This is a genomic window from Allocatenococcus thiocycli (assembly GCF_921292965.1).
Classification (GTDB): Bacteria; Pseudomonadota; Gammaproteobacteria; order Enterobacterales; family Vibrionaceae; genus Vibrio; species Vibrio natriegens.
In genome coordinates this window covers 60,238-85,059 of sequence record NZ_CAKLCK010000001.1, presented here as the reverse complement: position 1 = coordinate 85,059, position 24,822 = coordinate 60,238, and the positions used below count along the sequence as shown (strand labels likewise).

Below are 24,822 nucleotides of genomic sequence, written 5' to 3'. Positions count from 1 at the left end.
TCCCTTAGTATGTACGTACTTTCGGCGGGAACGCGTCACGGTGTACTGGCGTCATGTTAACATCACGCTTAGTCATCGCTTCAGTTTCCGGGTTGTAGATTGAATGGCATAGCCAGTTCTCGTCATCACGATCTGGGAAGTCGAAACGAGCGTGCGCACCGCGGCTTTCCGTACGGTAGTTCGCAGCAACTGCTGTTGAGAACGCTGTTTCCATCAAGTTATCTAGCTCTAGACACTCAATACGCTGAGTGTTGAACTCTGAAGACTTGTCCGCTAGGTGAGCATCTTTTAGACGTTCACGGATAACTTTAAGCTCTTCCAGACCTGTTGCCATCGCATCACCTTCACGGAATACCGAGAAGCTGTTTTGCATGCAGCTTTGCAGGTCTTTACGGATTTGTACTGGGTCTTCGCCACCAGTGCTGTTTTCCCAACGCATAGTACGCGCCAGAGAAGCTTCGATGTCTGATTCAGTTGCAGGACGAGCTTCAACTTGTGCTGCTAGTGTTTCACCAAGGTGAAGACCTGTCGCACGGCCGAATACCACCAAGTCTAGTAGTGAGTTACCACCTAGACGGTTTGCACCGTGAACCGATACAGAAGCGATTTCACCACAAGCGAATAGACCTTGAACTTCCGCTTCGCTGCCATCAGCAAGCTGTTTAATTGCTTGACCAGAAACCTGAGTTGGAACACCACCCATCATGTAGTGACAGGTTGGGATTACAGGAATTGGTTCTTTAACTGGATCAACGTGCGCGAATGTACGAGACAGTTCACAGATACCAGGTAGACGTGACTCAAGCACTTCTTTACCAAGGTGATCCAGTTTCAGTTTAATGTGTGGACCCCATGGGCCATCGCAACCACGACCTTCACGGATTTCGATCATCATTGAACGCGCAACCACGTCACGACCCGCAAGGTCTTTCGCGTTTGGAGCGTAACGTTCCATGAAACGTTCGCCGTCTTTGTTCAGAAGGTAACCACCTTCACCACGACAACCTTCTGTTACAAGAACACCTGCGCCAGCGATACCCGTCGGGTGGAACTGCCACATTTCCATGTCTTGCATAGGAACGCCCGCACGTAGAGCCATACCAACACCATCACCAGTGTTGATGTGTGCGTTAGTTGTTGAAGCGTAGATACGACCTGCACCACCAGTAGCAAGAATGGTTGCTTTTGATTTGAAGTAACAGATTTCGCCTGTTTCCATACAAATCGCTGTACAACCCATGATCGCGCCATCTTGGTTTTTCACCAAGTCTAGTGCATACCACTCAGAAAAAATGGTTGTCTTGTGCTTAACGTTTTGTTGGTAAAGCGTATGAAGAAGCGCGTGACCTGTACGGTCTGCCGCTGCTGCTGTACGTGCAGCCTGCTCACCACCAAACTCTTTTGACTGACCGCCAAATGGACGCTGATAGATAGAACCATTATCAAAACGAGAGAATGGAAGACCCATTTTTTCTAGTTCGATAACAGACTCAGGACCATTCTTACACATGTATTCGATAGCGTTTTGGTCACCAATGTAGTCAGAACCTTTTACGGTATCGTACATGTGCCACTGCCAATCATCCTTATGCGAGTTACCTAGAGCAACGGTGATACCACCCTGCGCAGATACTGTATGAGAACGAGTTGGGAATACTTTAGATAGCAAAGCACATGAAAGGCCTTGCTCTGAAATTTGTAGTGCAGCGCGCATACCTGCACCACCAGCGCCGATTACTACGGCGTCAAACTCACGAACTGGAATAGACACTTACGCACCCCACAAAATAAATAGACCAGAGAAGACATAACCGAATAGAACGGCAATAACACCAAGTTGTAATGCGCCACGAAGTTTCGCGCACTTAATATAGTCGGTGAACACTTGCCACATACCAACCCAAGCGTGAATCAGTACAGAAACAAGAGCCAACATGGTGAATACTTTGGTGAAAGTGCCACCAAAGAATTGGGTCCAAGATGCGTAAGAGATATCTGAGAATGCACAGAAGCTAACCAGATAAATCGTGTATAGAGTCATAATGATGGCAGTAGCACGAATCAGTAGGAAATCGTGTACACCGTTACGACCAAATGAAGAAACGTGTTTTACCATACCATTATCCCCGCCAATAGTGACAATACTGCAGTCGCACCAAAAGCAGCTTTCGCGCTCATCGTGCCTGAATCTAGCTCTTCAAAGTAGCCTAGATCCATCATCAGGTGACGGATACCACCAGCAATGTGGTATGCAAGTGCAGTTAAAATGCCCCATAGGATGAATTTTACGAAGAAGCTATCGACGATATCGGCGGCTTCCATAAAACCCATTGGGGATGACAGAGAAATGGACAGTAACCAAAGTAGTATACCTACCGCAACAAACGTGATTACCCCGGACACACGGTGCAGGATGGATGCGATTGCTGTGATAGGAAAGCGGATGGTCTGTAAATCTAAATTAACAGGTCTTGACTTTCTTTCTTTCACGGGCTTGCTCACTCAGCTCCATTGAGCATTTATTGTTATAACCAATTTCAGCGTCCAAATGTACAAAAGTTAACATTTATTTAACAGATACGACCGATAATCACCGAGAATATTGTAAACAAGTTGTTAACACCGGGAGCCATTACCAAACCTCACACTTTGTTATAGCCCCGAATTTATAAGGATTTAACTAAAATTTTCTTTGCCAATATACGGCGAGCAACATTCTAATACAATTGGTGTAACAAATTATGCTACATAGAACAGATTTTTAACGATTTTCAAAGAAAAAATCATAACAAGTGCACACAAAGATGTAGAAAAATTGACTTTACGCCTTAACAACAGTAAAAACATTGCACACAAACATCCTGGACGGATTAAATAATAAACAAAGGAGATTGTTATGGCGGATAAGAAAGCGACCCTTCATGTTGAAGGCAAAGCGCCAATCGAACTGCCAATTATGGAAGGTACTTTAGGTACTCCTGTAATTGATGTTCGTAAACTAGGAGCTAATGGTTACTTTACTTTTGACCCTGGTTTTCTTGCCACTGCATCTTGTGAATCATCAATCACATATATCGATGGCGGCAAAGGTATTCTTTTGCACCGCGGTTACCCGATTGATCAATTAGCCAATAACGCAGATTACCTAGAAGTATGTTACATCCTTCTTTATGGTGAAGCCCCTACCCGAGACCAATACGAGCAATTCAAGAAAACCGTTACTCGTCATACTATGGTACATGAGCAAATCGCAAGCTTTTTCCACGGCTTCCGACGTGATGCTCACCCAATGGCGGTAATGTGTGGCGTAGTCGGTGCATTAGCAGCCTTCTACCACGATTCGCTCGATATTAATAACGACGAACACCGCGAAATTGCGGCGTACCGTCTAATTTCGAAAATGCCTACACTGGCGGCAATGTGTTACAAATACTCTGTCGGCCAGCCATTTATCTACCCACGCAACGATTTAAACTACGCGGAAAACTACCTACACATGATGTTTGCAAACCCATGTGAAGAGTATGAAGTGAACCCTGTCGTTGCACGTGCTATGGATAAAATCTTTACACTTCACGCGGATCACGAACAAAACGCGTCAACATCAACAGTACGTCTTGCTGGTTCTTCTGGCGCTAACCCATTTGCATGTATTGCCGCTGGCATTGCATCTCTTTGGGGCCCAGCGCACGGTGGTGCTAACGAAGCATGTCTGAAGATGCTGGAAGAAATCGGCAGCGTCGATAACATTCCAGAGTACGTAGAACGTGCGAAAGATAAAGATGACCCATTCCGTTTGATGGGCTTTGGTCACCGTGTTTACAAGAACTACGATCCACGTGCAACCGTAATGCGTGAAACGTGTCACGAAGTTCTAAAAGAGCTAAACATCCAAGATCCTCTATTAGACGTAGCGATGGAACTTGAGCGTATCGCTCTTTCTGATGAGTACTTCGTTTCTAAGAAACTGTACCCGAACGTAGATTTCTACTCAGGTATTATTCTTAAAGCGATCGGTATTCCAGTATCAATGTTTACGGTTATCTTCGCTCTATCTCGTACCGTTGGCTGGATTGCTCACTGGAACGAAATGCACAGCGATCCGCTAAACCGCATTGGTCGTCCTCGTCAGCTATACACTGGTGAGGCACAACGTGAATTTTCGCCTCTTCATGAGCGTGAATAATCACTGAGTGAAATGCGAAAAAAAGGGTTGAGATATGAATCTCAACCCTTTTTATTTTTTGCTTATTGTTCTGCGCTAAACCGGATTATCAATATCCACAAACTCGACTTGTAAGCCGTATTCATCAGCCAACCACTTACCAAGCGCTTTGATACCGTAACGCTCTGTTGCATGATGTCCCGCTGCGAAGTAATGAATGTCCATTTCTCTCGCAGTGTACGTTGTGCGCTCAGATATTTCACCTGAGATAAAGGCATCTAGCCCGTGCTGCACGGCCAATTCAATAAAGTCTTGCCCGCCACCGGTGCACCAGCCTACGGTCTCAATCATTTTATCTGCATTTTCTGGTGCAATATGCAGCGGTTCTCTCTCAAGTACTTGATTGATCTTGCTCGCAAAATCAGCACCTGACATCGGCTTTTTCAAACGTCCATACATCGCGACTGACTGCAGATGACCTTCTAGGCCGCCTTCAACGTCAATTTCCAACAATTTTGCCAGCTCAGCGTTGTTGCCAAGTTCAGGGTGAATATCAAGAGGAAGATGATAACCGTACAAGTTAATGTCATTTTTAATTAAACTGCGGATTCGCTTTCCTTTCATACCACGAATTGGTTCAGGTTCACCTTTCCAGAAGTATCCATGATGGACAAGCAATGCGTCGGCATTAAGTTCAACCGCTTTATCGATCAAAGCCTGTGAAGCCGTAACACCAGTAACTATACGGTTTACGGTTGGAATCCCTTCTACCTGCAGCCCATTCGGTGCGTAATCTTTAATTAACTGTGGTGATAGTTTATCGTTAAGAATTTGTTCTAGCTTTAAGTTATTCATCATCACTTCCAATTTCTAATGCATGTTTAAAGTGTATATCGAACCTAGATACTGATGCCAGACATCGTGTCCCCATCGTTGGCAAATTTCGTTACAATAATACTGCTTCGTCACTTTATTGCTAAAGCTAAGGGTTAAAAGGAAACGGGATGAATCAATTGCAACGCTTTTATGATTGGATCGCAACATCACCACCACTTTTTCAATTACGACCACCGTTTGCAACACTTGAAGATTTATCCGTAGCTCCGTTATGCGAATCTGAACAATATAGTGGTAATCCAAGACTGGGCTTTTTATATCAGCATTTGTGCACGGCTGTGCTTTCTAATTCCGAGCGATACCAAGTTGTCGCAGAGGAGATTCAACTCAATGACCACACTGGAAGAACGATTGGTGCAGTGGATTTAGTGTTGCAAAATACGGAGTCAGGTCAGTTGGAACATTGGGAAGTTGCCATTAAGTTCTACCTGCTTCATCAAGGCGTTTGGTACGGCCCCAATGCCCATGATCATTTACATAAAAAACTGGATAGAATGCTGACTCATCAATTAAAAATGAGTGAAAGACCTGAATTCCAGCAAATTCTCCCACTAGATACACCACCAGAAGAGCGATTGCTGATGCAAGGCCGCCTCTATATTAATCCGTTTTCTTCGGAGACAACGCCAACGGAGTGTTTGGGTTATGAGCTTAATGCCTCTCAAATAAGCGGGTATTGGTGCTACCAAAGTCAATGGGACTTGATTCCAAAGCCGCTTTATCATCTGAGCAAACCTTGTTGGGCGATGGGTACCGATGACTTTTCCCACCCGATTGAGAAACCGTCGGGCCGATTTGAGCATGCACAAACTGAAGATGGTGAGTTCTGGTTTATTGTACCGGATCACTGGCCAAACTAGCTTTGATGCGCTGAACGCTATCTTCTTTAATCTATGAAAAATCAAAATAAAAAGGGTTGATGCTTTCACATCAACCCTTAGCTTTACGATTTAGAAAATTGTCTCGTCTACAGACCCGCGGCTGCAAATACCTGATTAACAATTTCTTGTGCTTCGGCTTCGATTTGTTTTAGGTGCTCTTCACCCTTGAAGCTTTCGCAGTAAATTTTGTAGATGTCTTCTGTACCAGATGGGCGAGCCGCAAACCAACCGTTTTCAGTGGTGACTTTTAGACCACCGATCGCCGCACCGTTACCAGGAGCGTGAGTGAGTCGTGCCGTAATTGCATCACCAGCGAGTGTTTCTGCAGAGACCATTTCCGGAGACAGTTTTTTCAGTACGTCTTTTTGAGGACCGTTTGCTACTGCTTGAATTCGGTTGTACTTAGATTCACCATGCTTCGCAGCCAGCTCTTCGTAGTACTCTTGAGGGTTTTTACCCGTTACTGCTGTGATTTCTGCTGCTAGTAGACAAAGCAGGATGCCATCTTTATCTGTTGACCAAGGAGTACCATCTTTACGTAGGAAAGAAGCACCCGCACTTTCTTCACCACCGAAGCCGAACTTACCCGTGTAAAGGCCATCAACAAACCATTTAAAACCAACTGGTACTTCACATAACTCGCGACCAAGATCCGCTACAACACGGTCGATCAGTGCGCTCGAAACCAGTGTCTTACCAACCGCGACGTCTTTACCCCACGCATCACGATGTCGGTATAGGTAGTCGATACATACAGCCAGATAATGGTTTGGATTCATCAAACCTTTTGGTGTCACAATACCGTGGCGGTCATAGTCTGGGTCATTACCAAACGCCAAATCGTATTCATCTTTCAGCGCCAACAGACCTGCCATTGCGTATGGTGAAGAACAGTCCATACGAACAACGCCATCTTTATCCAGTGACATAAATTGGAATGATGGGTCAATCGCTTCACTAACCAAAGTCAGATCTAAGTTGTAAGCCTTGCCAATTTGACGCCAGTAGTCGATACCACTGCCACCTAATGGATCAACACCAATCTTTAGGTTCGCTTTTTGGATAGCTTCCATATCGATCACGTTAACCAGATCATCGATATATGGTTTGACTAAATCGGCTTCCACAAACAAGTCAGAAGATTTTGCTTCTTGCAGAGGCAGACGTTTCACGCCTCTTAGATCTTCTGCAATCAGTGCATTAGCGCGGTCTTCAATCGCTTGAGTCAATTCCGCTTCCGCAGGGCCGCCATGAGTCGGATTGTATTTGATACCGCCGTCTTGAGGTGGGTTGTGCGAAGGAGTGATCACAATGCCATCTGCTTTCTCATCGTGTTTGATGTTGTAAGTCAGAATTGCGTGAGAGATACCTGGAGTTGGTGTGTAGCCATTATCTTGCTGAACGATCACTTTTACACCGTTCGCAATCAAAACTTCGATAACACTAGAAAAAGCAGGCTCTGACAATGCGTGCGTATCTTTACCGACAAACAGTGGCCCTGTCGTGCCCTGCTCTGCACGCACTTCTGCAACCGCTTGTGCAATAGCCAATATATGATTTTCGTTAAAGGTATGCTTGTCTGCAGTACCACGGTGACCTGATGTACCGAACTGAACCTTGTGGTCTGGGTTGGTCGAATCAGGTTGAAGTAAGAAATAATTCGCAACTAACGCCGGAATATTATGAAGATCTTCCTGCTGCGCTTTTTGCCCAGCACGAGGGTGCATAGCCATGTCTGACATCCTTTCTATAAAAATAACAAACTAAAAAGCCTCATAATATCCGCTAAATGCTAAACATTATGAGGCTTCTATCAGGTTTCTTAGATTGAACCTGTTACTTTTTCTATCAAGTCCGGTTGGAATCCCATGTGCGCCATCACTTGTTCAACCATTTGTCTCTTGCGGCTGGTATTATTATTTGTGATAACCCAGAACGGTGTTTCTGGAATGGCCTTAGGTTTGGTTGTATTGCCGTTAGCCAGCAGGGTTTCTTCATTATCAGCAAAGTAAACGCGCTTACGTCCCTTCACATTTGTCGCTTGTGCGAATCCTTCTGGATTTAATTTGTGTAATGTTGATAGAACCAACATGAAGCGATCAATCGCTTTCTTAAGATCAGCAAACTCATCAGATATTAGCAGTGAACGCATTTCTTTCACTGTATCTATTTGCTCTGTTTTACCTGCATCTTTACTTACTACAATCCCTTGTGGCTTTTCTACTACAGGCGCAACTTTTGCTTCCTGCAACTCACCATCAAGGTTTAAAAGGCGTCGCAAAATATCCGAGGCACTTTCGCCGATATGCTTAGTTTGACCAGCAATGTAACGGTATAGATCCTCATCAACCTCAATTGTTTTCATTCGCTTTTCACATTCTCAATGTTTAAACTCTGTGGAATTATACCCAAATAACTTCAAGAAGCTAGGTTCAGCGAGAATGACTTGGAGTCATTTGGCTATACAATGAGATCCTTGCGGATACTCCACGTTAAACCCATCACGAATAAGATAAAATGTCAGCATTACTCAACTATAAGCAGGAAGGCCAAGGCCAAACAGTTGTTTTGATTCATGGATTGTTTGGTAGTTTAAGTAATCTGGGCCTTTTGGCTCGTGATCTTGTCCAAGATTACTCGGTGATCAGTATTGATCTACGCAACCATGGCCTCTCTTTCCACTCGGATACCCACACGTACAGCGATATGGCACAAGACGTTGCCGAGTTGCTTCACCACTTAAACATTGATCCGGCCATCATTATCGGGCATTCGATGGGGGGTAAAGTTGCGATGAAACTTGTCGACATCGCCCCACAATTTGTCAAACAACTGGTTGTATTAGACATCGCTCCGGTCGCCTATACGACGAATCGTCATGACAACGTTTTTAACGGTCTTCAAGCGGTCATAGCCCAAGAACCAACGAGCCGTCAGCAAGCGATGGATGTGCTGGCGCAACACGTTGAGATAGATGGCGTGAGACAGTTTCTTTCGAAGTCGCTATATAAAGACGGAGATAAAATGGCATGGCGCTTTAACATAGAAGGCCTGTTGAAAAATTACGCGGAAATTATTGGCTGGCAAGAGATAACACCAACCGAGATCCCAACCCTCTTTATTAAGGGTGGAGATTCTGATTATTTAATGCCAGAGCATCAACCTGCCGTACAAAGACAATTTAAGCGTGCCAAAGCACATATCATCGCCAACACAGGGCATTGGTTACATGCAGAAAAGCCAGCCGAAGTCATGCGAGTGATCAGGAAACACATTTCGGCTTAACAAATTCACCAACAACCATTGATTATTGGAATAACCACTCTGGTATTGCATTAACTTTACTGGTTAACAGTGGTATAGTGCGCGCAATAATTTTCGGCATGAAGGACTACAATGCTCTACGACTACATGGATATGCTCGAATCTATCGGGCTCGATCTTCTTTTTGCTGCTATCTTCTTCTTCATCGGGATGGCAATAAAAGATGTGCTAAAGCAAGGCAATGTACCTGTTTTTGGTCGTCGTATTGTATGGTTAGTCCTTTTTCTAGGCTGCGCTGGTTTTATCGCAAAAGGGATAATTCAGCTAACGTGGGAAGGCTCGGGGTTAGGCTAAACCCTTAGTACCATCGCCAACAACAAACAATGTAAAGGTATAGACTCTATGGCAAGTGTAGGTATCTTCTTCGGTAGCGACACAGGTAATACTGAAGCCGTTGCAAAGATGATTCAAAAGCAACTAGGTAAGCAACTAGTTCACGTTCAAGACATCGCGAAAAGCAGCAAAGAAGACATTGATAACTTTGATCTTCTACTTCTAGGTATCCCGACTTGGTACTATGGTGAAGCTCAGTGTGATTGGGATGACTTTTTCCCAGAGCTTGAGCAAATTGACTTCTCTACGAAGTTAGTTGCTATCTTTGGTTGTGGTGACCAAGAAGACTACGCAGAGTACTTCTGTGATGCGATGGGCACCGTGCGTGACATCGTTGAGTCAAAAGGCGGCACTATCCTTGGCCATACATCAACTGAAGGCTATGAATTCGAAGCGTCTAAAGCGCTTGTTGAAGGCGACGATAGTCAATTCGTCGGTCTGTGTATCGATGAAGACCGTCAACCAGAGCTAACCGATGAACGTGTTGAGAACTGGGTAAAACAGATTTACGAAGAGATGTGTTTAGCTGAGCTTGAAGGCTAATCGCAAAATCTTATTTAAGACCTCCGCTCTGGAGGTCTTTTTGTATGTAACGTTTACGAGGATTCCGTTACGACCTCCTCCTCTCGGTACTGAGGCTTTTTACGAACATAGAGCTTGCGTTTTACCTCAGACACCACGTTCCCATCCTTATCCTTGATATAAATAATGAACTCGGGAAACCATTTGTCTCCATTACGTGTCTTTTCAAATATATCTTCAATCATCCCTTCTGAGATTTCAAAATCTGCGTACAAGTCACTGTGTCCGGGCTTAATGAAGTTAATGCTGGCTTCTTTATCCCACACATAGTACTCCTCCCGCAGAATCCCAATCAGCATCATTGAGTAAATGGGATCTGTAAGAGAAAAAATACTTCCTCCATATTGAGTCCGATTGGCGTTCTTATTCCACCAGCTCAATTTCAAACGTACTTTCACCAAACGAAAGTCTTCAGAAATATGTAAGATTTTAATTCCAGCTCCCCAGAATGGGGGCCAAAGATTGAGCCCAAATTTTATGATTCCTGGTTTGTAAATTTTGGCAATCCGCTTATCCATTGCAATCCCTGCTCTCTGCGCGATTTATGTTACTAAAATGTAACTGGTAAGAGCTCTAATATAATTGACCAATTTCTAATTTACAAAGAAAGAATATATTAACCCTTTGAAGTTCGTGGTTTAATGTTTTTGGCCATTCGCCTATAATGGTAGGAATATTGAATTCTGTTAAATCGCTGCAGATGATCCAACGGGAAAGTATATGTCAGATAATAATCAGGCGCTGAAGGATGCGGGTTTAAAAGTAACCCTTCCAAGGCTAAAAATTCTAGAAGTACTTCAGCAGCCAGACTGCCAGCACATCAGTGCTGAAGATTTGTACAAAAAGTTGATTGATCTAGGTGAAGAAATCGGTCTAGCAACCGTTTATCGAGTACTCAACCAATTCGACGATGCAGGTATCGTCACTCGTCACCACTTCGAAGGTGGTAAATCAGTTTTTGAACTGTCGACTCAACACCACCATGACCACCTAGTTTGTCTAGACTGTGGTGAAGTTATTGAGTTTTCAGACGATCTTATCGAAGAGCGTCAAAAAGAAATTGCGTCTAAATACAACGTAACTCTGACTAACCATAGCCTTTACCTATACGGTAAATGTGGTGATGGTAGCTGTAAAGACGATCCAAACGCACACAAGCCAAAGAAATAATCACTAAATATAAATAAAGCGCTCAATGAGCGCTTTTATTTTAACGGTTCTCTCTTCACCAAATATAAAAAAATGCCAGTCTCAGGACTGGCATTTTTATTTTTAGCTCAATTAGTTAGCTTCAATTTTCGCCCAAGTATCGCGAAGACCAACTGTGCGGTTGAACACTAGTTTATCAGCGCTTGAGCCTTTCGAATCAGCACAGAAGTAGCCCATACGCTCAAATTGGTAGCCTTCTTCTGCTTGTGCAGACGCTAGACTTGGCTCAACGAAACCATTAATCACAACAAGTGAGCCAGGGTTAATCGTCGACGCAAAATCTTCAGCAGCAGCAGGATTCGGAACCGTGAATAGACGGTCGTATAGACGAATTTCCGCTGGTAATGCTTTATCCGCTGATACCCAGTGGATTACACCTTTTACTTTACGGCCGTCAGCAGGGTTCTTACCCAGAGTATCAGCATCGTAAGTACAGAAAATGGTAGTGATGTTGCCTTCTGCGTCTTTTTCAACACGCTCAGCTTTGATCACGTAAGCACCACGCAGACGCACTTCTTTACCTAGCACCAAGCGCTTGTACTTCTTGTTCGCTTCTTCGCGGAAGTCTTCACGCTCAATCCAAACTTCACGAGTAAACGGTACTTCGCGCTCACCCATTTCTGGTTTATTCGGATGGTTAGCAAGAGATAAGCTTTCTACCTTACCCTCTTCAAAGTTCTCAATAACAACTTTTACAGGATCAAGTACAGCCATTGCACGCGGTGCATTTTCGTTCAGGTCATCACGAATACAAGATTCTAGTGAGCCAAACTCAATCATGTTGTCTTGTTTTGTAACACCAATACGTTTACAGAACTCACGAATAGATGCTGGCGTAAAGCCACGACGACGCAAACCAGAAACAGTTGGCATACGCGGGTCATCCCAGCCGTTTACTAACTTTTCAGTCACTAGTTGGTTCAGCTTACGCTTAGACATTACTGTGTATTCTAGGTTTAGGCGGCTGAACTCGTACTGATGAGGGCGACAATCAATGGTGATGTTGTCTAGTACCCAGTCGTAAAGACGACGGTTATCCATGAACTCAAGCGTACAAATTGAGTGAGTGATGCCTTCTAACGCATCTGAGATACAGTGGGTAAAGTCGTACATTGGGTAAATGCACCACTTGTCACCTGTTTGATGGTGAGTAGCAAAGCGAACACGGTATAGTACCGGATCACGCATAACCATGAATGAAGAACCCATGTCGATCTTAGCGCGAAGACAAGCTTTACCTTCTTCAAACTCACCCGCGCGCATTTTTTCAAACAACGCCAGGTTTTCTTCTACAGGGCGATCACGGTACGGGCTAGGCTTACCTGGCGCTTTTAGTGTGCCGCGGTATTCGCGAATCTGCTCTGGACTTAGCTCATCTACATACGCTAAGCCTTTATTAATCAATTCAATTGCATATTCGTAAAGCTTATCGAAGTAGTTTGATGAGTAACATACTTCACCACTCCACTCGAAGCCTAACCAGTTTACATCTTTCTTGATAGACTCAACGTATTCGATGTCTTCTTTTTCAGGGTTTGTATCATCAAAACGTAAGTTACATTGACCCTGGTAGTCCTGAGCAATACCGAAGTTCAAACAGATAGACTTAGCATGACCGATATGCAGGTAGCCATTCGGCTCCGGCGGGAATCGAGTATGCACGCTAGTGTGTTTACCATCCGCTAGATCCTTATCAATGATCTGGCGAATAAAGTTTGATGGACGAGCATCAGCTTCACTCATCTATAGCACCTCAAAATATTAGTATTGTCAGAGAAAACGGCACTCTGCATCCAAGTATGGAAATGCAGAGTGAATTACTTCTAATGATCCACAATTCTAAGCAATTAGACAACAAGAACTCGTGCTAAATCGGCAATATTTATCGAGTTAGCATGAAACCGCAGCAGAATAGAAGCCACAATATAAAAAAAGACCTCCCAAGGGAGGTCTTCTTCGATTCATTCATACAATGTGATTATGGTAATTTCACATTCGAAAGGTCTTCGTTAGCACCGATTGCTTTCATTTCGCCAGCAACGATTTCTGCTAGAGGACCAAGGATAACTTGAAGGTTGTTCTCACCTAGTTTCACAACACCTTTAGCACCAAGTTTTTTCAGTACTGCTTCATCAGCTACAGAACGGTCTTTCAGAGTCAAACGTAGACGAGTGATACAAGCATCGATTGCCGTTAGGTTCTCGTGACCACCAAGAGCTTTTAGGTATTGGCGAGCCAAGTCACCACTCTTCGCTTCACCAGATGGTGCAGCTGCTGTCTCTTCATCACCTTCACGACCAGGCGATTTCAGGTTGAAAGCGCGGATAGCGAATGTAAATGTGAAGAAGTATAGAGCACCAAAGCCAAGACCAACTGCACCAAGTAGTAGAGGTTTAGTTGCTAGACCGAAGTTCAACACGTAGTCAATTAGACCAGCAGAGAATGTGAAGCCGTGTAGCGTACCAAGCATGTTAGCAACAACTAGCGACAGACCAGTGAACACTGCGTGAATCGCGTAAAGTGCAGGAGCTAGGAACATGAACATGAACTCTAGTGGCTCTGTGATACCAGTTAGGAATGCACAGAATGCTACTGAGAACAGTGCACCACCAACTTGGCCACGTTTTTCAGCAGGCGCTGCAAAGTACATAGCAAGTGCCGCACCAGGAAGACCGAACATCATGATTGGGAAGAAGCCGTTCATGAATGCGCCAGCACCTTTGTCGCCACCAAAGAAGCGATGTAGGTCACCAGATTTAATTGTCTCTGTCACTTCTTTCACTGTTGCTGTGATTTCAGGTGTTACTGAGTTAGCAAATTCAAATGTGTGAGTTTGACCAACAACAAGCGTCTTAGCTAGAGCTGGGTCTACACAAAGCTGCTGTACTGTAGGCAGAGCTTGACCTGCAGCAGAAGCACCCGCAATTAGGACTTCCTGACATGACCCCATACCGAACCAGAAGAACGAGTTTAGTACGTGGTGTAGACCGACAGGAATCAGCGCACGGTTAAGCGTACCGTATACAAACTGACCGATAGCACCAGATGTAGAGATAGCGTGAGCAAGTGCGTCCAGACCACCTTGGATCGTTGGCCATACAATACCACCAACAGCACCAGCGGCTAGAGCAAAAAGGCCCGCCATAATAGGCACTAAACGTTTACCAGAGAAGAATGCCAACCACTCAGGAAGACGGGTAGCATGAAAAGCATTGTAAGAGTGACCGGCAATGATACCTGCAATGATACCGCCGAAGAATGACATGTTAACTGAAGCATCAATTGTTGACGCTGTCGCAGTGAGTACGAAGTACGCAACCGCACCAGCAAGACCTGCAGCACCTTGGCCGTCTTTTGACAAACCGATAGCGATGCCGAGACCGAACAGTAATGGAAGGTTAGAGAAGATTGAACCACCCGCTTGCGCCATAAACGCAATATCAAGTACATCAGGTTGGCCCAAACGCAATAACAAACCTGCGATTGGCAAGGTCGCGATAGGAAGCATAAGAGCTTTACCCAACTTCTGCGCGTATCCGAGAATATTCACCTTTAGTTCCCCCTATAGGATTAGATGTTATGTTGAATAACTTATTTTAGTCGTTCAATTTAGTCCTCTTCAGTTTATGACATTAATTTTGCTCCGCAAATTAAAAGCTCACTGTTTGTGATCCTAATCACCAGAATTCACCCTAAAAGGAGGTTTTTGCTAGCGGGATCATAAAACTTATTTTATCATACAAAAAAATGGCATTTGCAAGATAACATCCTCGCACTTTATGTAAGGAAGAATCAGTGTTATTTTAGTCTACAGCGAGTAACCACGGTAACTTCGCTCTGAAAAAGAATCAGTAAAAAAGTTCATTTATCATTTTTCAGTCCGTTATAGTTAGTTACTCCACCATGGTCGAAATAAACACAACTTGCCTTATGTAACTCGTTATCTAATTTCTTGGTAAATACTAAGTAACCACATGACTCAAATCGTCATCCTTTAGATAGCATTACAGACATGAATTCTAACTATAAGGACTAGCTGACTATGTACGCGCTAACTAACTGTAAAATCTATACCGGTAGTGATGTTCTACAAGAACATGCGGTCATCATCGAAAACGACCTAATTCAATCCGTTGTACCAGTTGCCGAACTACCGAAAGGCATCGAGGTGAAAGATCTAAATGGTGCGAACCTAAGTCCAGGATTCATTGACCTTCAACTAAACGGTTGTGGCGGCGTTATGTTGAATGACGACATCACACCAAAAACAATGCAAATCATGCATGAGGCAAACCTCAAGTCTGGTTGTACTAGTTACTTGCCGACACTGATTACCTCTTCAGACGAAGACATGCGTGCCGCGATCACGGCAGCTCGCGAATACCACGATAAATACCAAAATCAATCACTAGGTCTACACTTGGAAGGACCGTATCTTAACGTCGCGAAAAAAGGCATCCACAATGTCGACTTTATTCGCACCTCAGATGAAGACATGATTGATCTGATCTGTGCTAATAGTGACATCATCGCGAAGGTGACGCTTGCACCAGAGCAGAATGACCCTGAGCATATTCGACGCTTAAAAGCGGCTGGTGTGGTCGTTTCTATCGGACATACTAACGCTACGTATAAAGAAGCTCGTCAAGGCTTTGAAGCTGGTATTTCCTTTGCGACTCACCTGTTTAACGCGATGACACCGATGGTTGGACGCGAACCTGGAGTGGTTGGTGCAATTTACGATACGCCAGAAGTTTATGCTGGAATTATCGCCGATGGTTTCCACGTAGACTACGCAAACATCAGAATTGCTCATAAAATCAAAGGTGAGAAGCTTGTTTTGGTGACGGATGCCACAGCTCCAGCAGGTGCTAACATTGATCACTTTATTTTTGTCGGTAAGAAAGTATATTACCGAGATGGTAAGTGTGTTGATGAAAATGGCACACTAGGCGGCTCAGCCCTGACTATGATTGAAGCAGTTCAGAATACGGTTGAGCACGCAGGTATCGCTTTAGACGAAGCTCTACGTATGGCCACATTGTATCCAGCAACCGCTATTGGGGTTGAAGATAAACTTGGCCGAATTCGAACAGGCATGGTAGCAAACCTGACTGTTTTCGATCGTGACTTCAATGTAAAAGCGACGGTTGTTAACGGACAATACGAGCACAATTAAGCATGAATGGCGGACAAATTGGTAATGTAGATTTAGTAAAACAGCTTAACAGCGCTGCGGTATACAGGCTGATAGATCAGCAAGGTCCTATCTCCCGTATTCAAGTCGCGGACGTTAGCCAGCTGGCTCCCGCGAGTGTTACCAAAATAACCCGCCAACTTTTAGAGCGTGGCCTGATTAAAGAGGTCGCGCAGCAAGCTTCTACCGGTGGTCGCCGAGCTATCTCACTGACCACTGAAGTAAAACCTTTTCATTCAGTCGCCGTTCGTCTGGGACGTGACTACATTCAGTTCTGCTTGTACGACTTGGGCGGTACCGCACTTGCCGAAGATCAGCATGAGCTGCACTACACCAATCAGGAAGACTTGATTGCTGGTTTAATCGATTTACTGAAAAGTTTCATGAATCGCAACCAGGATAAAATCGAGCAGTTGATTGCCATTGGTATTACCCTGCCAGGCTTAGTTAACCCATCTACCGGTGTGGTTGAGTACATGCCAAATACGGATGTTGATAACCTGGCCCTTGGTGAAATTGTTAGCGAGAAGTTTAATACCGCTTGTTTCGTTGGTAACGACGTTCGCGGAATGGCTCTAGCAGAGCACTACTTTGGCGCAAGCCAAGATTGTCAGGATTCAATTCTGGTCAGTGTCCACCGCGGCACGGGTGCAGGTATCATTGTTAATGGCCAGGTGTTTCTTGGCTTTAACCGTAACGTTGGTGAAATTGGTCATATCCAAATCGATCCATTGGGTGAACAGTGTCAATGCGGTAACTTTGGCTGTTTAGAAACAGTTGCTGCAAACCCAGCAATCATACACCGTGTAAAGCAGCTAATCGCGCAAGGTTACGAATCTAGCCTAACTGAGCTGGAAAATATCACCATTCAGGATGTGTGCGAACATGCAGTTAACGGTGATGAACTCGCCAAGCAAAGCTTAGTTCGTGTTGGTAACCAGCTAGGTAAAGCGATTGCTATCACCATCAACCTATTTAACCCACAGAAAATTGTTATCGCTGGTGATATTACCGCAGCGCAAGAAATTGTATTCCCGGCAATTAAACGTAACGTTGAAAATCAATCGCTAAAAACGTTCCATAACGCTCTTCCTATTGTTGCCTCACAAATCGACAAGCAGCCAACTATGGGTGCATTCGCCATGATCAAGCGTGCAATGTTAAACGGGGTTTTGTTACAAAAGTTATTGGAAGACTAAGTTTATTCCAACAGTTGAGTTACAATCTCGGGCTGTGCTTGCACAGCCCGTTTTTGCATATCAGGAAACTCAACCCAATTACTGCAAATTAGCCTTGCTCTAAGCGATTTTCCCTGCGCAATTACCTGACAATAATTTACTGGCATAGGTATTACTTATCAGTATGGAAATAATTCTAATAACAACGGCATTTTTGGCTGGCTTCCTTGCGCTAAAGTGCTCACTCCCTCCACTCGTTGGCTTCTTACTCGCAGGATTCGGATTACACGCATTTGGCTACCAAAGTAATGAGCTGATCGTTGACCTAGCCGACCTCGGCGTTACCCTATTATTGTTTACTATCGGCCTAAAACTCGATGTAAAAACGCTGCTATCAAAAGAAATCTGGGGAGGTGCGACCGCACATAACATCCTCTCCACAGCGGTGTTCACCATCACACTCGGTGGTTTAAAACTACTCGGCATTACCTCTATGGCGGGTATGGATCTTGGGCAGATTCTTTTACTGGCGTTTGCTTTGTCATTTTCGAGTACCGTTTTTGCAGTTAAAACACTGCAAGAAAAAGGTGAGATGAGTGCCACTTACGGCACCATCGCGATCGGTATTCTGGTAATGCAAGATATCTTCGCAGTTGTATTTCTGACGGCTTCTACCGGTAAAATTCCTGAATGGTACGCCATAGCACTGTTCGGTCTTCCCCTCCTTCGACCAGTTTTTTACAAATTACTAGACAAAGTAGGCCACGGTGAGATGTTGGTCCTATTCGGTATATTCTTCGCGCTTGTCGTCGGAGCTGGTCTGTTTGAGCTAGTAGGCATGAAGCCAGATCTTGGTGCACTGATTTTAGGCATGTTACTGGCTGGTCACCGAAAAGCCTCTGAGCTCTCAAAATCCCTGTTTAACATGAAAGAGCTCTTCTTAGTTTGCTTCTTCTTAAATATTGGGTTATCGGCATCGCTGAGTTTTACTGGTATCGCACTCGCCATTTTATTTATTCTGCTGCTGCCGATTAAGGGCTTGCTGTACTTTTTAACCATTAACTACTTTAACTTTCGGGTCCGCACTTCATTGCTCGCGTCACTATCCCTGTTTAACTACAGCGAATTTGGCCTGATAGTTGGTGGTCTAGCGTATAAAATGGGCTGGATGCCAAGTGACATGCTCGCTGCCATTGCTGTTGCTGTGTCACTTTCATTTATTATCGCTGCGCCACTAAACCGTTTGAGCAATAAAATCTATCAACACTCAGGCAAGTGGCTACAAGAGACCGCCGCGGAGAAACTGAATCAACGTGATCAGTTAATCAATCCAGGACATGCTCAGGTACTAATCCTTGGTATGGGCCGCATTGGCACGGGTGCTTACGATGAGTTATGCGCTCGTTACGGGAAGATATCGCTTGGGGTCGAAATTCGCGAGGATGGCGCAGTTAAGCACCGTGAAGAAGGTCGTAATGTCATTTCCGGTGACGCAACTGACCCAGATTTTTGGGAACGAATTCTCGATACAGGACACGTCCAGCTGGTGCTATTGGCAATGCCTCACCACCAGGGTAATCAGACCGCATTGGAACAGCTGCAACGCCGTCACTATAAAGGCCAGATAGCCGCAATTGCAGAGTATCCAGACCAACTAGATGGCCTTCTGGAAAACGGCGTACATGCTGCATTCAATATCTATAATGAGGCTGGTAGTGGTTTCGCAAGACATGTTTGTCAGCAATTGCAGCCTAAATTCACACCAATAAAGTAAGCACTCATGTGAATAAGCAATAAAGCCTTCGTTCAAAAAGAAGGCTTTTTTTGTCTTCTTTTTATACCAAACCTTAATTTCATTCATCAAAACGGACGAATAATTAGAAATTATTCACCAGCAAGGGGATTTTATAAATTTTTTCATCACAAAGCGTTGCTTTTTTTACTCAAACTGGCAAATTGAAGCCATACCGATTAGAAATTGTTTAGTTTAAAAAGGAAGTTGTATGTGTTCAGTATTTGGCATTTTAGACATTAAAAGTGACGCAGCAGCGTTACGCCCTATCGCATTAGAAATGTCGAAAAAGCTTCGTCACCGAGGCCCAGACTGGTCTGGTATCTACTCTTCAGATAGAGCGATTCTGGCTCATGAACGCTTGGCAATTGTTGGCCTAAATAGCGGAGCTCAGCCACTGTACAGCCCTGATAATAAGCTAATCCTTGCGGTAAACGGCGAAATCTACAACCACAAAGAGATCCGCGCACGCTACGAAGGCAAATATGAATTCCAAACGGATTCAGATTGTGAAGTTATTCTAGCGCTTTACCAAGACATGGGCGCAGATCTTCTTGAAGAACTGAACGGTATCTTCGCTTTCGTTCTTTACGATGAAGAGAAAGACGAGTATCTGGTTGGCCGTGACCATATCGGTATTATTCCTCTTTACCAAGGTCATGATGAGCACGGTAACTACTACGTGGCTTCTGAGATGAAAGCGCTAGTGCCTGTATGTAAAACAGTGAGCGAATTCCCTCCAGGCAGCCACTACAGCTCTAAAGACGCAGAGCCACAACGCTACTACGTTCGTGACTGGAACGAATACGCTGCAGTTCAAGGGAACAGCACAAGTAAAGAAGAGCTAACTGAAGCGCTTGAAGCAGCAGTTAAACGCCAGCTAATGACTGATGTACCATACGGTGTACTTTTGTCAGGTGGTTTAGACTCTTCTATCACTTCTGCGGTCGCTAAACGTTTTGCAGCGATGCGTATTGAAGATGACGAAAAATCAGAAGCTTGGTGGCCACAACTGCACTCTTTTGCGGTTGGCCTTGAAGGCGCACCAGACTTGAAAGCAGCGCGTGAAGTTGCAGACCAAATCGGTACTGTACACCATGAAATGACTTACACAATTCAGGAAGGTCTTGATGCGATTCGTGATGTGATTTACCACATCGAAACGTATGACGTAACCACAATTCGTGCTTCAACGCCAATGTTCCTGATGGGACGTAAAATCAAAGCGATGGGTATCAAAATGGTACTTTCAGGCGAAGGCGCAGATGAGATCTTTGGTGGTTACCTATACTTCCACAAAGCACCAAACGCGCAAGAGTTCCACGAAGAAACCGTTCGTAAACTGCTTGCTCTAAACATGTTTGACTGTGCTCGTGCAAACAAATCACTTGCAGCATGGGGTGTTGAAGGCCGTGTACCTTTCCTAGATAAAGAGTTCATTGATGTTGCAATGCGTCTGAACCCAGCCGACAAAATGTGTGGCAACGGTAAAATGGAAAAACACATCCTACGTGAGTGTTTTGAACATTACTTACCAGAATCAATCGCTTGGCGCCAAAAAGAGCAGTTCTCTGACGGTGTAGGTTACAGCTGGATTGATACATTGAAAGAAGTAGCAGAACAGAAAGTAACGGAGCAACAAATGGAAACGGCTAAATTCCGCTTCCCTTACAACACGCCAACCACTAAAGAAGGTTATGTGTACCGTGAAATCTTTGAAGAACTATTCCCACTGCCATCAGCAGCAGAATGTGTTCCGGGCGGCCCATCTGTCGCTTGTTCTTCAGCAAAAGCGATTGAATGGGATGAGTCATTCCAAAACTGTGTAGACCCATCTGGTCGAGCAGTACAGGCCGTTCACAACGACGCTTACTAATTAAAAGACACGAATGAAAAGAAAAAGGGCTGGTTTAACCAGCCCTTTCATTTATATATCAACATGTTATTTTAAGTCTAAATCATTATTGTCAATACTGACTGGAACACGTTTGGTAATCATCTGCACGAGCATAATTGAACGCTTCTCCCCATCTTGCTCCTGGAAAATAGCATCAATACCAGCAAACTGACCACTTTTGACCCGAATCTGATCACCGCGCTTGGGCATGCCTTCACAGGCCACTTTTTCATGAACGCACTTTTCTATTTTCTTCAGTTCAAAAACCAAATCGCCCTGAATTTCTTTTGGCTGAGCGCCAAAGCGGACAAAATCAATAACCCCACGGGTGGAACGAACTGATGTAAAGTTCGGCCCTTCCTCGTAATCAAAACGAGCAAACATATAAGAAGGGAACAGTGGTTCTTCGACTTTCTGTCTTTTACCACGTAATATTTTTTCGACTTCGACAGTCGGATAAAAGCACTCCACCCCTTGATTTTCAAGGTGTTGCTTCGCCCTAACCTGCTCTCCTCGTTTACAATAAAGTAGATACCAACGTTTCATTTTTTACTAGCCATTTATCTTTTTCATGCATCCTAGCATTAAGCCAAAGATGAGTCATGAGCAATTCGTTCATCTATATAATTATAAATAAATATCGCTCGCATAACCTAATTTCTCTTTGATGGTTGTATGAATATTACACACAACCAAAAATGAAAAATTAGTTTTAACCACATAACAACCCATCAATTATTCCATAAATAAAATGAAAAACAGAGACTTATACAGGCATAGGTGCAATTGTATAAAATTTTTTGTTTGTTAATTGTTAAATTTAAAGGTATATATTTTCTCCGAAAAATGTAACAACTATTATTAAAAGATCCTATGACAAACCAACATCAATATTTTGGCCACCCTCGTGGCTTATTTTTACTGTTCGGCACAGAATTGTGGGAGCGTTTCTCTTACTACGCAATGCGTGCCATTCTCGTACTTTATCTCACAGATACCACAATGAATGGCGGTCTGGGCTGGTCGACTAAAGACGCACTAGACCTATACGGCATTTATACTGGCCTTGTTTACATCACACCTCTGATCGGTGGCTACCTGGCAGATAACTACTTAGGCCAACGCCGCTCCATTTTACTCGGTGGTGCATTAATGGCTATTGGTCAATTTACCTTGGCATTGCCAGCCGATGCACTGGGCCTTGGCTCTCTTCACACCTTTTATTTAGGTCTTGCGCTTCTGATCTCAGGTAACGGCTTGTTTAAGCCGAATATCTCAACGATGGTGGGTGACCTATACAACGAAGGTGACAACCGTCGTGATGGCGCATTTACCATCTTCTACATGGGTATCAACCTTGGCGCTCTGCTCGCTGGTGTCGTTTCTGGCTCGGTGACCAACTCATTCGGTTGGAAAGCTGGTTTCGTTGCTGCGGGCATCGGTATGCTTATGAGCCTTGTGATGCAAATAAGCTTCGCTCAATCCTGGCTAGGTGATATCGGCCGCGAACCAGCAGCCAAACGCGCACTAGCAAATCAGAAATCAACCAAGAAGCAGCCACTTACTAAAGAAGAAGTGGACCGTATTAAAGTCATTCTGGTCATGAGTCTTTTCACTATCGTGTTCTGGGCTGGCTTTGAGCAAGCTGGTGGCCTGATGAATATCTACACCCAGCAATACACTGACCGTATGATTGGCAGCTTTGAAGTCCCTGCGGCTTGGTTCCAGTCACTTAACCCGTTCTTTATTATTACGCTTGCACCTGTGCTTGCGGTACTGTGGGTTAAGCTAGGCAAACGTGAGCCAAACTCACCAGTGAAATTTGCAATGGCGATGTTCTTCCTCGCACTAGGCTTCCTATGTATGGTTGGTGCGGTACTTGAGCAAGGCGGTGATACCACAGTGAAAACATCAATGTTGTGGTTAGTGGGTGCTTTCTTCTTCCATACACTGGGTGAACTTTGCCTATCTCCAATCGGCTTGTCTCTGGTAACCAAACTTGCGCCTCTGCGTTTGGCATCATTAATGATGGGTGCATGGTTCGGCTGTAATGCGATTGCAAACTACGTAGCTGGCTACGTGGGATCCCATGTTGGTGAGCTCGGTGCGATGGCAATCTTTAGCGGCATCGCAGCGAGCGCGACGGTCAGTGGTCTAATTTTGCTGTTGTTCTCTAACACGCTCGTGCGCTGGATGCACGGTGCTGAAAGTTCAGCGAGCAACGCGGAACAAGTAGAAGAGCAACAAGTACAAGTTGCTTAATACATCATTCAAAATAAAAAGGGTCGCACTTGCGACCCTTTTTGTTAAGAACATTTCATGACAACGATTAAAGCTTATTGCGAACCAACTCCGCCATCATCTCAATATGTCGATCATCATCATTCAGGCAAGGAATGTAATTAAACTGCTCACCTCCTGCTTCTAAGAAAATGTGTTTGTTCTCTCCCGCGATTTCTTCTAGCGTTTCCAAACAATCCGAAGAAAATGCTGGTGTCATGATATCAATCTTTTTAATACCCTTGGCAGGCAACGTTTCCAGAGTTTTATCAGTGTATGGCTGTAACCACTCTTCACGCCCAAAACGGGACTGATAAGCCATCCCTATCTGCGTTTCATTCAACCCAAGTGCTTCACCCAGCAAGCGAGTCGTCGTTTCACAATGTTGAGGATAAATGTCACCGTTATCTGCAAAACGTTTCGGTATGCCGTGATAGGAACATAGCAGATACTCCCCTTGCCCATGTTCAGCCCAATACGCTCGCACAGATTGAGCCAAGGCATCAATGAACATTGGATGGTCGTGATAATCACGAATTAAGCTATATGCCGGTATGACGGGTAATTTCTTAAAAGCTTTGGTTATCCCATCAGACACCGCCGCTGTTGTTGTGCCTGAATACTGAGGATACAAAGGCAATACGATGACCTCATCGACCCCTTGCGACAGTAAGGCTTCAAAACCAGCGTGTAAACTTGGATTACCATAAGTCATGCCAAGCTCTACGGGCATATCTAACTGCTTAGCCAGTTTCTTCGCTTGACGCTTTGAGTACACCATCAGAGGGGAACCCTCTTCCATCCAAACGGATTCATAAAGTTTGGCAACTTTTGGCGCACGTATTGGCAAAATAACCCCGTGCAAAATTGGACACCAAAGCCATCGTGTCATGTCGACCACACGGTGATCATGAAGAAACTGGCTCAAGAAGCGCTTTACAGCAGGAGCAGTTGGTTCGTCAGGTGTACCCAAGTTAACCAGAAGCACACCTTGTTTTTTTATTTTTTGCATAGCGTCCCTTTGTTTCCAGCGTGTACCAACGCCAGCTATTTTAACCAGCAAGAATGATAAGATATGACTGGAATT

General features: G+C 44.4%; 22 protein-coding genes. 11 read left to right on the top strand and 11 right to left on the bottom strand.

Annotated elements, in window-relative coordinates; translation table 11 throughout:
• Window positions 1-4: 4 nt before the first annotated feature.
• From sdhA to sdhC, 3 genes are read right to left on the bottom strand one after another with little or no spacing between them, the layout of a single operon-like run.
• Window positions 5-1,771 (bottom strand): succinate dehydrogenase flavoprotein subunit, encoded by a 1,767-nt coding sequence (gene sdhA / locus L9Q40_RS00410; protein WP_014231148.1) that lies wholly within the window; start codon window positions 1,769-1,771, stop codon window positions 5-7.
• On the bottom strand, window positions 1,772-2,116 hold the full coding sequence (gene sdhD / locus L9Q40_RS00405; RefSeq protein ID WP_014231147.1) for a succinate dehydrogenase, hydrophobic membrane anchor protein: 345 nt from the start codon (window positions 2,114-2,116) through the stop codon (window positions 1,772-1,774).
• Complete coding sequence (gene sdhC / locus L9Q40_RS00400; RefSeq protein WP_014231146.1) at window positions 2,110-2,502, bottom strand: succinate dehydrogenase cytochrome b556 subunit; 393 nt, start codon at window positions 2,500-2,502, stop codon at window positions 2,110-2,112. Before sdhC ends, sdhD begins: the two co-directional genes overlap by 7 nt.
• Before the next feature lie 394 nt (window positions 2,503-2,896).
• Between sdhC and L9Q40_RS00395 the strand changes: the two genes are divergently transcribed.
• Window positions 2,897-4,186, top strand: a complete 1,290-nt coding sequence (locus L9Q40_RS00395) for a citrate synthase (RefSeq protein WP_065299261.1) — start codon at window positions 2,897-2,899, stop codon at window positions 4,184-4,186.
• A 75-nt stretch (window positions 4,187-4,261) separates the two neighbouring features.
• On the opposite strand, the gene L9Q40_RS00390 is transcribed toward L9Q40_RS00395, so the two are convergent.
• A complete protein-coding gene (locus L9Q40_RS00390; protein WP_498791638.1) occupies window positions 4,262-5,020 on the bottom strand; it encodes a Nif3-like dinuclear metal center hexameric protein in 759 nt (252 codons plus the stop codon).
• Between the two features lie 149 nt (window positions 5,021-5,169).
• On the opposite strand from L9Q40_RS00390, the gene L9Q40_RS00385 reads away from it, so the two are divergent.
• Complete coding sequence (locus tag L9Q40_RS00385) at window positions 5,170-5,922, top strand: DUF1853 family protein (protein ID WP_498791637.1); 753 nt, start codon at window positions 5,170-5,172, stop codon at window positions 5,920-5,922.
• 107 nt (window positions 5,923-6,029) lie between these two features.
• Here L9Q40_RS00385 and pgm read toward each other — a convergent pair whose 3' ends face one another.
• Both pgm and seqA read right to left on the bottom strand, forming a co-directional pair.
• Window positions 6,030-7,676 carry a phosphoglucomutase (alpha-D-glucose-1,6-bisphosphate-dependent) gene (gene pgm, locus L9Q40_RS00380; RefSeq protein ID WP_372378112.1) on the bottom strand — a complete coding sequence of 549 codons (1,647 nt, stop codon included), beginning with the start codon at window positions 7,674-7,676 and terminating at the stop codon, window positions 6,030-6,032.
• A gap of 89 nt (window positions 7,677-7,765) precedes the next feature.
• Entirely contained in the window at window positions 7,766-8,308 is a 543-nt protein-coding gene (seqA, locus tag L9Q40_RS00375; protein ID WP_020333373.1) for a replication initiation negative regulator SeqA, read from the bottom strand.
• A gap of 152 nt (window positions 8,309-8,460) precedes the next feature.
• Between seqA and L9Q40_RS00370 the strand changes: the two genes are divergently transcribed.
• The 3 genes from L9Q40_RS00370 (at window position 8,461) to fldA (ending at window position 10,143) form a co-directional block, all read left to right on the top strand.
• The gene (locus L9Q40_RS00370) at window positions 8,461-9,228 is read left to right on the top strand and encodes an alpha/beta fold hydrolase (protein ID WP_498791636.1); all 768 of its coding nucleotides are present in this window, start codon (window positions 8,461-8,463) and stop codon (window positions 9,226-9,228) included.
• 111 nt (window positions 9,229-9,339) lie between these two features.
• Entirely contained in the window at window positions 9,340-9,561 is a 222-nt protein-coding gene (locus L9Q40_RS00365) for a DUF2788 domain-containing protein (protein WP_005461613.1), read from the top strand.
• Window positions 9,562-9,609: 48 nt separating this feature from the next.
• On the top strand, window positions 9,610-10,143 hold the full coding sequence (gene fldA / locus L9Q40_RS00360; protein ID WP_014231139.1) for a flavodoxin FldA: 534 nt from the start codon (window positions 9,610-9,612) through the stop codon (window positions 10,141-10,143).
• A gap of 53 nt (window positions 10,144-10,196) precedes the next feature.
• Here fldA and L9Q40_RS00355 read toward each other — a convergent pair whose 3' ends face one another.
• A complete protein-coding gene (locus L9Q40_RS00355) occupies window positions 10,197-10,700 on the bottom strand; it encodes a DUF4442 domain-containing protein (protein WP_065299257.1) in 504 nt (167 codons plus the stop codon).
• A gap of 202 nt (window positions 10,701-10,902) precedes the next feature.
• Here L9Q40_RS00355 and fcrX point away from each other — a divergent pair, with 202 nt between their 5' ends.
• Complete coding sequence (gene fcrX / locus L9Q40_RS00350; RefSeq protein ID WP_014231137.1) at window positions 10,903-11,352, top strand: ferric iron uptake transcriptional regulator FcrX; 450 nt, start codon at window positions 10,903-10,905, stop codon at window positions 11,350-11,352.
• Between the two features lie 111 nt (window positions 11,353-11,463).
• Here fcrX and glnS read toward each other — a convergent pair whose 3' ends face one another.
• Together glnS and nagE are read right to left on the bottom strand one after the other, a co-directional pair.
• Entirely contained in the window at window positions 11,464-13,134 is a 1,671-nt protein-coding gene (gene glnS / locus L9Q40_RS00345) for a glutamine--tRNA ligase (RefSeq protein WP_498791635.1), read from the bottom strand.
• 235 nt (window positions 13,135-13,369) lie between these two features.
• Window positions 13,370-14,941: an N-acetylglucosamine-specific PTS transporter subunit IIBC gene (nagE, locus tag L9Q40_RS00340; RefSeq protein ID WP_014231135.1), complete on the bottom strand. Its 1,572-nt coding sequence runs from the start codon at window positions 14,939-14,941 to the stop codon at window positions 13,370-13,372.
• Window positions 14,942-15,433: 492 nt separating this feature from the next.
• Here nagE and nagA point away from each other — a divergent pair, with 492 nt between their 5' ends.
• From nagA to asnB, 4 genes are all read left to right on the top strand, one after another.
• The gene (gene nagA, locus L9Q40_RS00335) at window positions 15,434-16,570 is read left to right on the top strand and encodes an N-acetylglucosamine-6-phosphate deacetylase (protein ID WP_014231134.1); all 1,137 of its coding nucleotides are present in this window, start codon (window positions 15,434-15,436) and stop codon (window positions 16,568-16,570) included.
• 2 nt (window positions 16,571-16,572) lie between these two features.
• A complete protein-coding gene (gene nagC / locus L9Q40_RS00330) occupies window positions 16,573-17,787 on the top strand; it encodes a DNA-binding transcriptional regulator NagC (RefSeq protein WP_020333369.1) in 1,215 nt (404 codons plus the stop codon).
• 163 nt (window positions 17,788-17,950) lie between these two features.
• Entirely contained in the window at window positions 17,951-19,540 is a 1,590-nt protein-coding gene (locus L9Q40_RS00325) for a cation:proton antiporter domain-containing protein (RefSeq protein WP_065296489.1), read from the top strand.
• A gap of 229 nt (window positions 19,541-19,769) precedes the next feature.
• Window positions 19,770-21,434: an asparagine synthase B gene (gene asnB / locus L9Q40_RS00320; RefSeq protein ID WP_065296488.1), complete on the top strand. Its 1,665-nt coding sequence runs from the start codon at window positions 19,770-19,772 to the stop codon at window positions 21,432-21,434.
• A 66-nt stretch (window positions 21,435-21,500) separates the two neighbouring features.
• On the opposite strand, the gene rfaH is transcribed toward asnB, so the two are convergent.
• Window positions 21,501-22,001 carry a transcription/translation regulatory transformer protein RfaH gene (gene rfaH / locus L9Q40_RS00315; RefSeq protein WP_014231130.1) on the bottom strand — a complete coding sequence of 167 codons (501 nt, stop codon included), beginning with the start codon at window positions 21,999-22,001 and terminating at the stop codon, window positions 21,501-21,503.
• Between the two features lie 327 nt (window positions 22,002-22,328).
• Between rfaH and L9Q40_RS00310 the strand changes: the two genes are divergently transcribed.
• Window positions 22,329-23,717, top strand: coding sequence for a peptide MFS transporter (locus L9Q40_RS00310; RefSeq protein WP_014231129.1), 1,389 nt, complete (start codon window positions 22,329-22,331; stop codon window positions 23,715-23,717).
• A 67-nt stretch (window positions 23,718-23,784) separates the two neighbouring features.
• Here the strand turns inward: L9Q40_RS00310 and hemH are convergent, their stop codons facing one another.
• The gene (gene hemH, locus L9Q40_RS00305) at window positions 23,785-24,747 is read right to left on the bottom strand and encodes a ferrochelatase (RefSeq protein ID WP_065296487.1); all 963 of its coding nucleotides are present in this window, start codon (window positions 24,745-24,747) and stop codon (window positions 23,785-23,787) included.
• Window positions 24,748-24,822 lie beyond the last annotated feature (75 nt).

Bases quoted from the DNA above. Each gene is read 5' to 3' on its own strand.
- sdhD (WP_014231147.1), bottom strand. From the start codon at position 2,116: ATGGTAAAACACGTTTCTTCATTTGGTCGTAACGGTGTACACGATTTC.
- L9Q40_RS00395 (WP_065299261.1), top strand. From the start codon at position 2,897: ATGGCGGATAAGAAAGCGACCCTTCATGTTGAAGGCAAAGCGCCAATC.
- L9Q40_RS00390 (WP_498791638.1), bottom strand. From the start codon at position 5,020: ATGAATAACTTAAAGCTAGAACAAATTCTTAACGATAAACTATCACCA.
- L9Q40_RS00385 (WP_498791637.1), top strand. From the start codon at position 5,170: ATGAATCAATTGCAACGCTTTTATGATTGGATCGCAACATCACCACCA.
- pgm (WP_372378112.1), bottom strand. From the start codon at position 7,676: ATGGCTATGCACCCTCGTGCTGGGCAAAAAGCGCAGCAGGAAGATCTT.
- seqA (WP_020333373.1), bottom strand. From the start codon at position 8,308: ATGAAAACAATTGAGGTTGATGAGGATCTATACCGTTACATTGCTGGT.
- L9Q40_RS00370 (WP_498791636.1), top strand. From the start codon at position 8,461: ATGTCAGCATTACTCAACTATAAGCAGGAAGGCCAAGGCCAAACAGTT.
- L9Q40_RS00365 (WP_005461613.1), top strand. From the start codon at position 9,340: ATGCTCTACGACTACATGGATATGCTCGAATCTATCGGGCTCGATCTT.
- fldA (WP_014231139.1), top strand. From the start codon at position 9,610: ATGGCAAGTGTAGGTATCTTCTTCGGTAGCGACACAGGTAATACTGAA.
- L9Q40_RS00355 (WP_065299257.1), bottom strand. From the start codon at position 10,700: ATGGATAAGCGGATTGCCAAAATTTACAAACCAGGAATCATAAAATTT.
- fcrX (WP_014231137.1), top strand. From the start codon at position 10,903: ATGTCAGATAATAATCAGGCGCTGAAGGATGCGGGTTTAAAAGTAACC.
- glnS (WP_498791635.1), bottom strand. From the start codon at position 13,134: ATGAGTGAAGCTGATGCTCGTCCATCAAACTTTATTCGCCAGATCATT.
- nagA (WP_014231134.1), top strand. From the start codon at position 15,434: ATGTACGCGCTAACTAACTGTAAAATCTATACCGGTAGTGATGTTCTA.
- nagC (WP_020333369.1), top strand. From the start codon at position 16,573: ATGAATGGCGGACAAATTGGTAATGTAGATTTAGTAAAACAGCTTAAC.
- L9Q40_RS00325 (WP_065296489.1), top strand. From the start codon at position 17,951: ATGGAAATAATTCTAATAACAACGGCATTTTTGGCTGGCTTCCTTGCG.
- asnB (WP_065296488.1), top strand. From the start codon at position 19,770: ATGTGTTCAGTATTTGGCATTTTAGACATTAAAAGTGACGCAGCAGCG.
- rfaH (WP_014231130.1), bottom strand. From the start codon at position 22,001: ATGAAACGTTGGTATCTACTTTATTGTAAACGAGGAGAGCAGGTTAGG.
- L9Q40_RS00310 (WP_014231129.1), top strand. From the start codon at position 22,329: ATGACAAACCAACATCAATATTTTGGCCACCCTCGTGGCTTATTTTTA.
- hemH (WP_065296487.1), bottom strand. From the start codon at position 24,747: ATGCAAAAAATAAAAAAACAAGGTGTGCTTCTGGTTAACTTGGGTACA.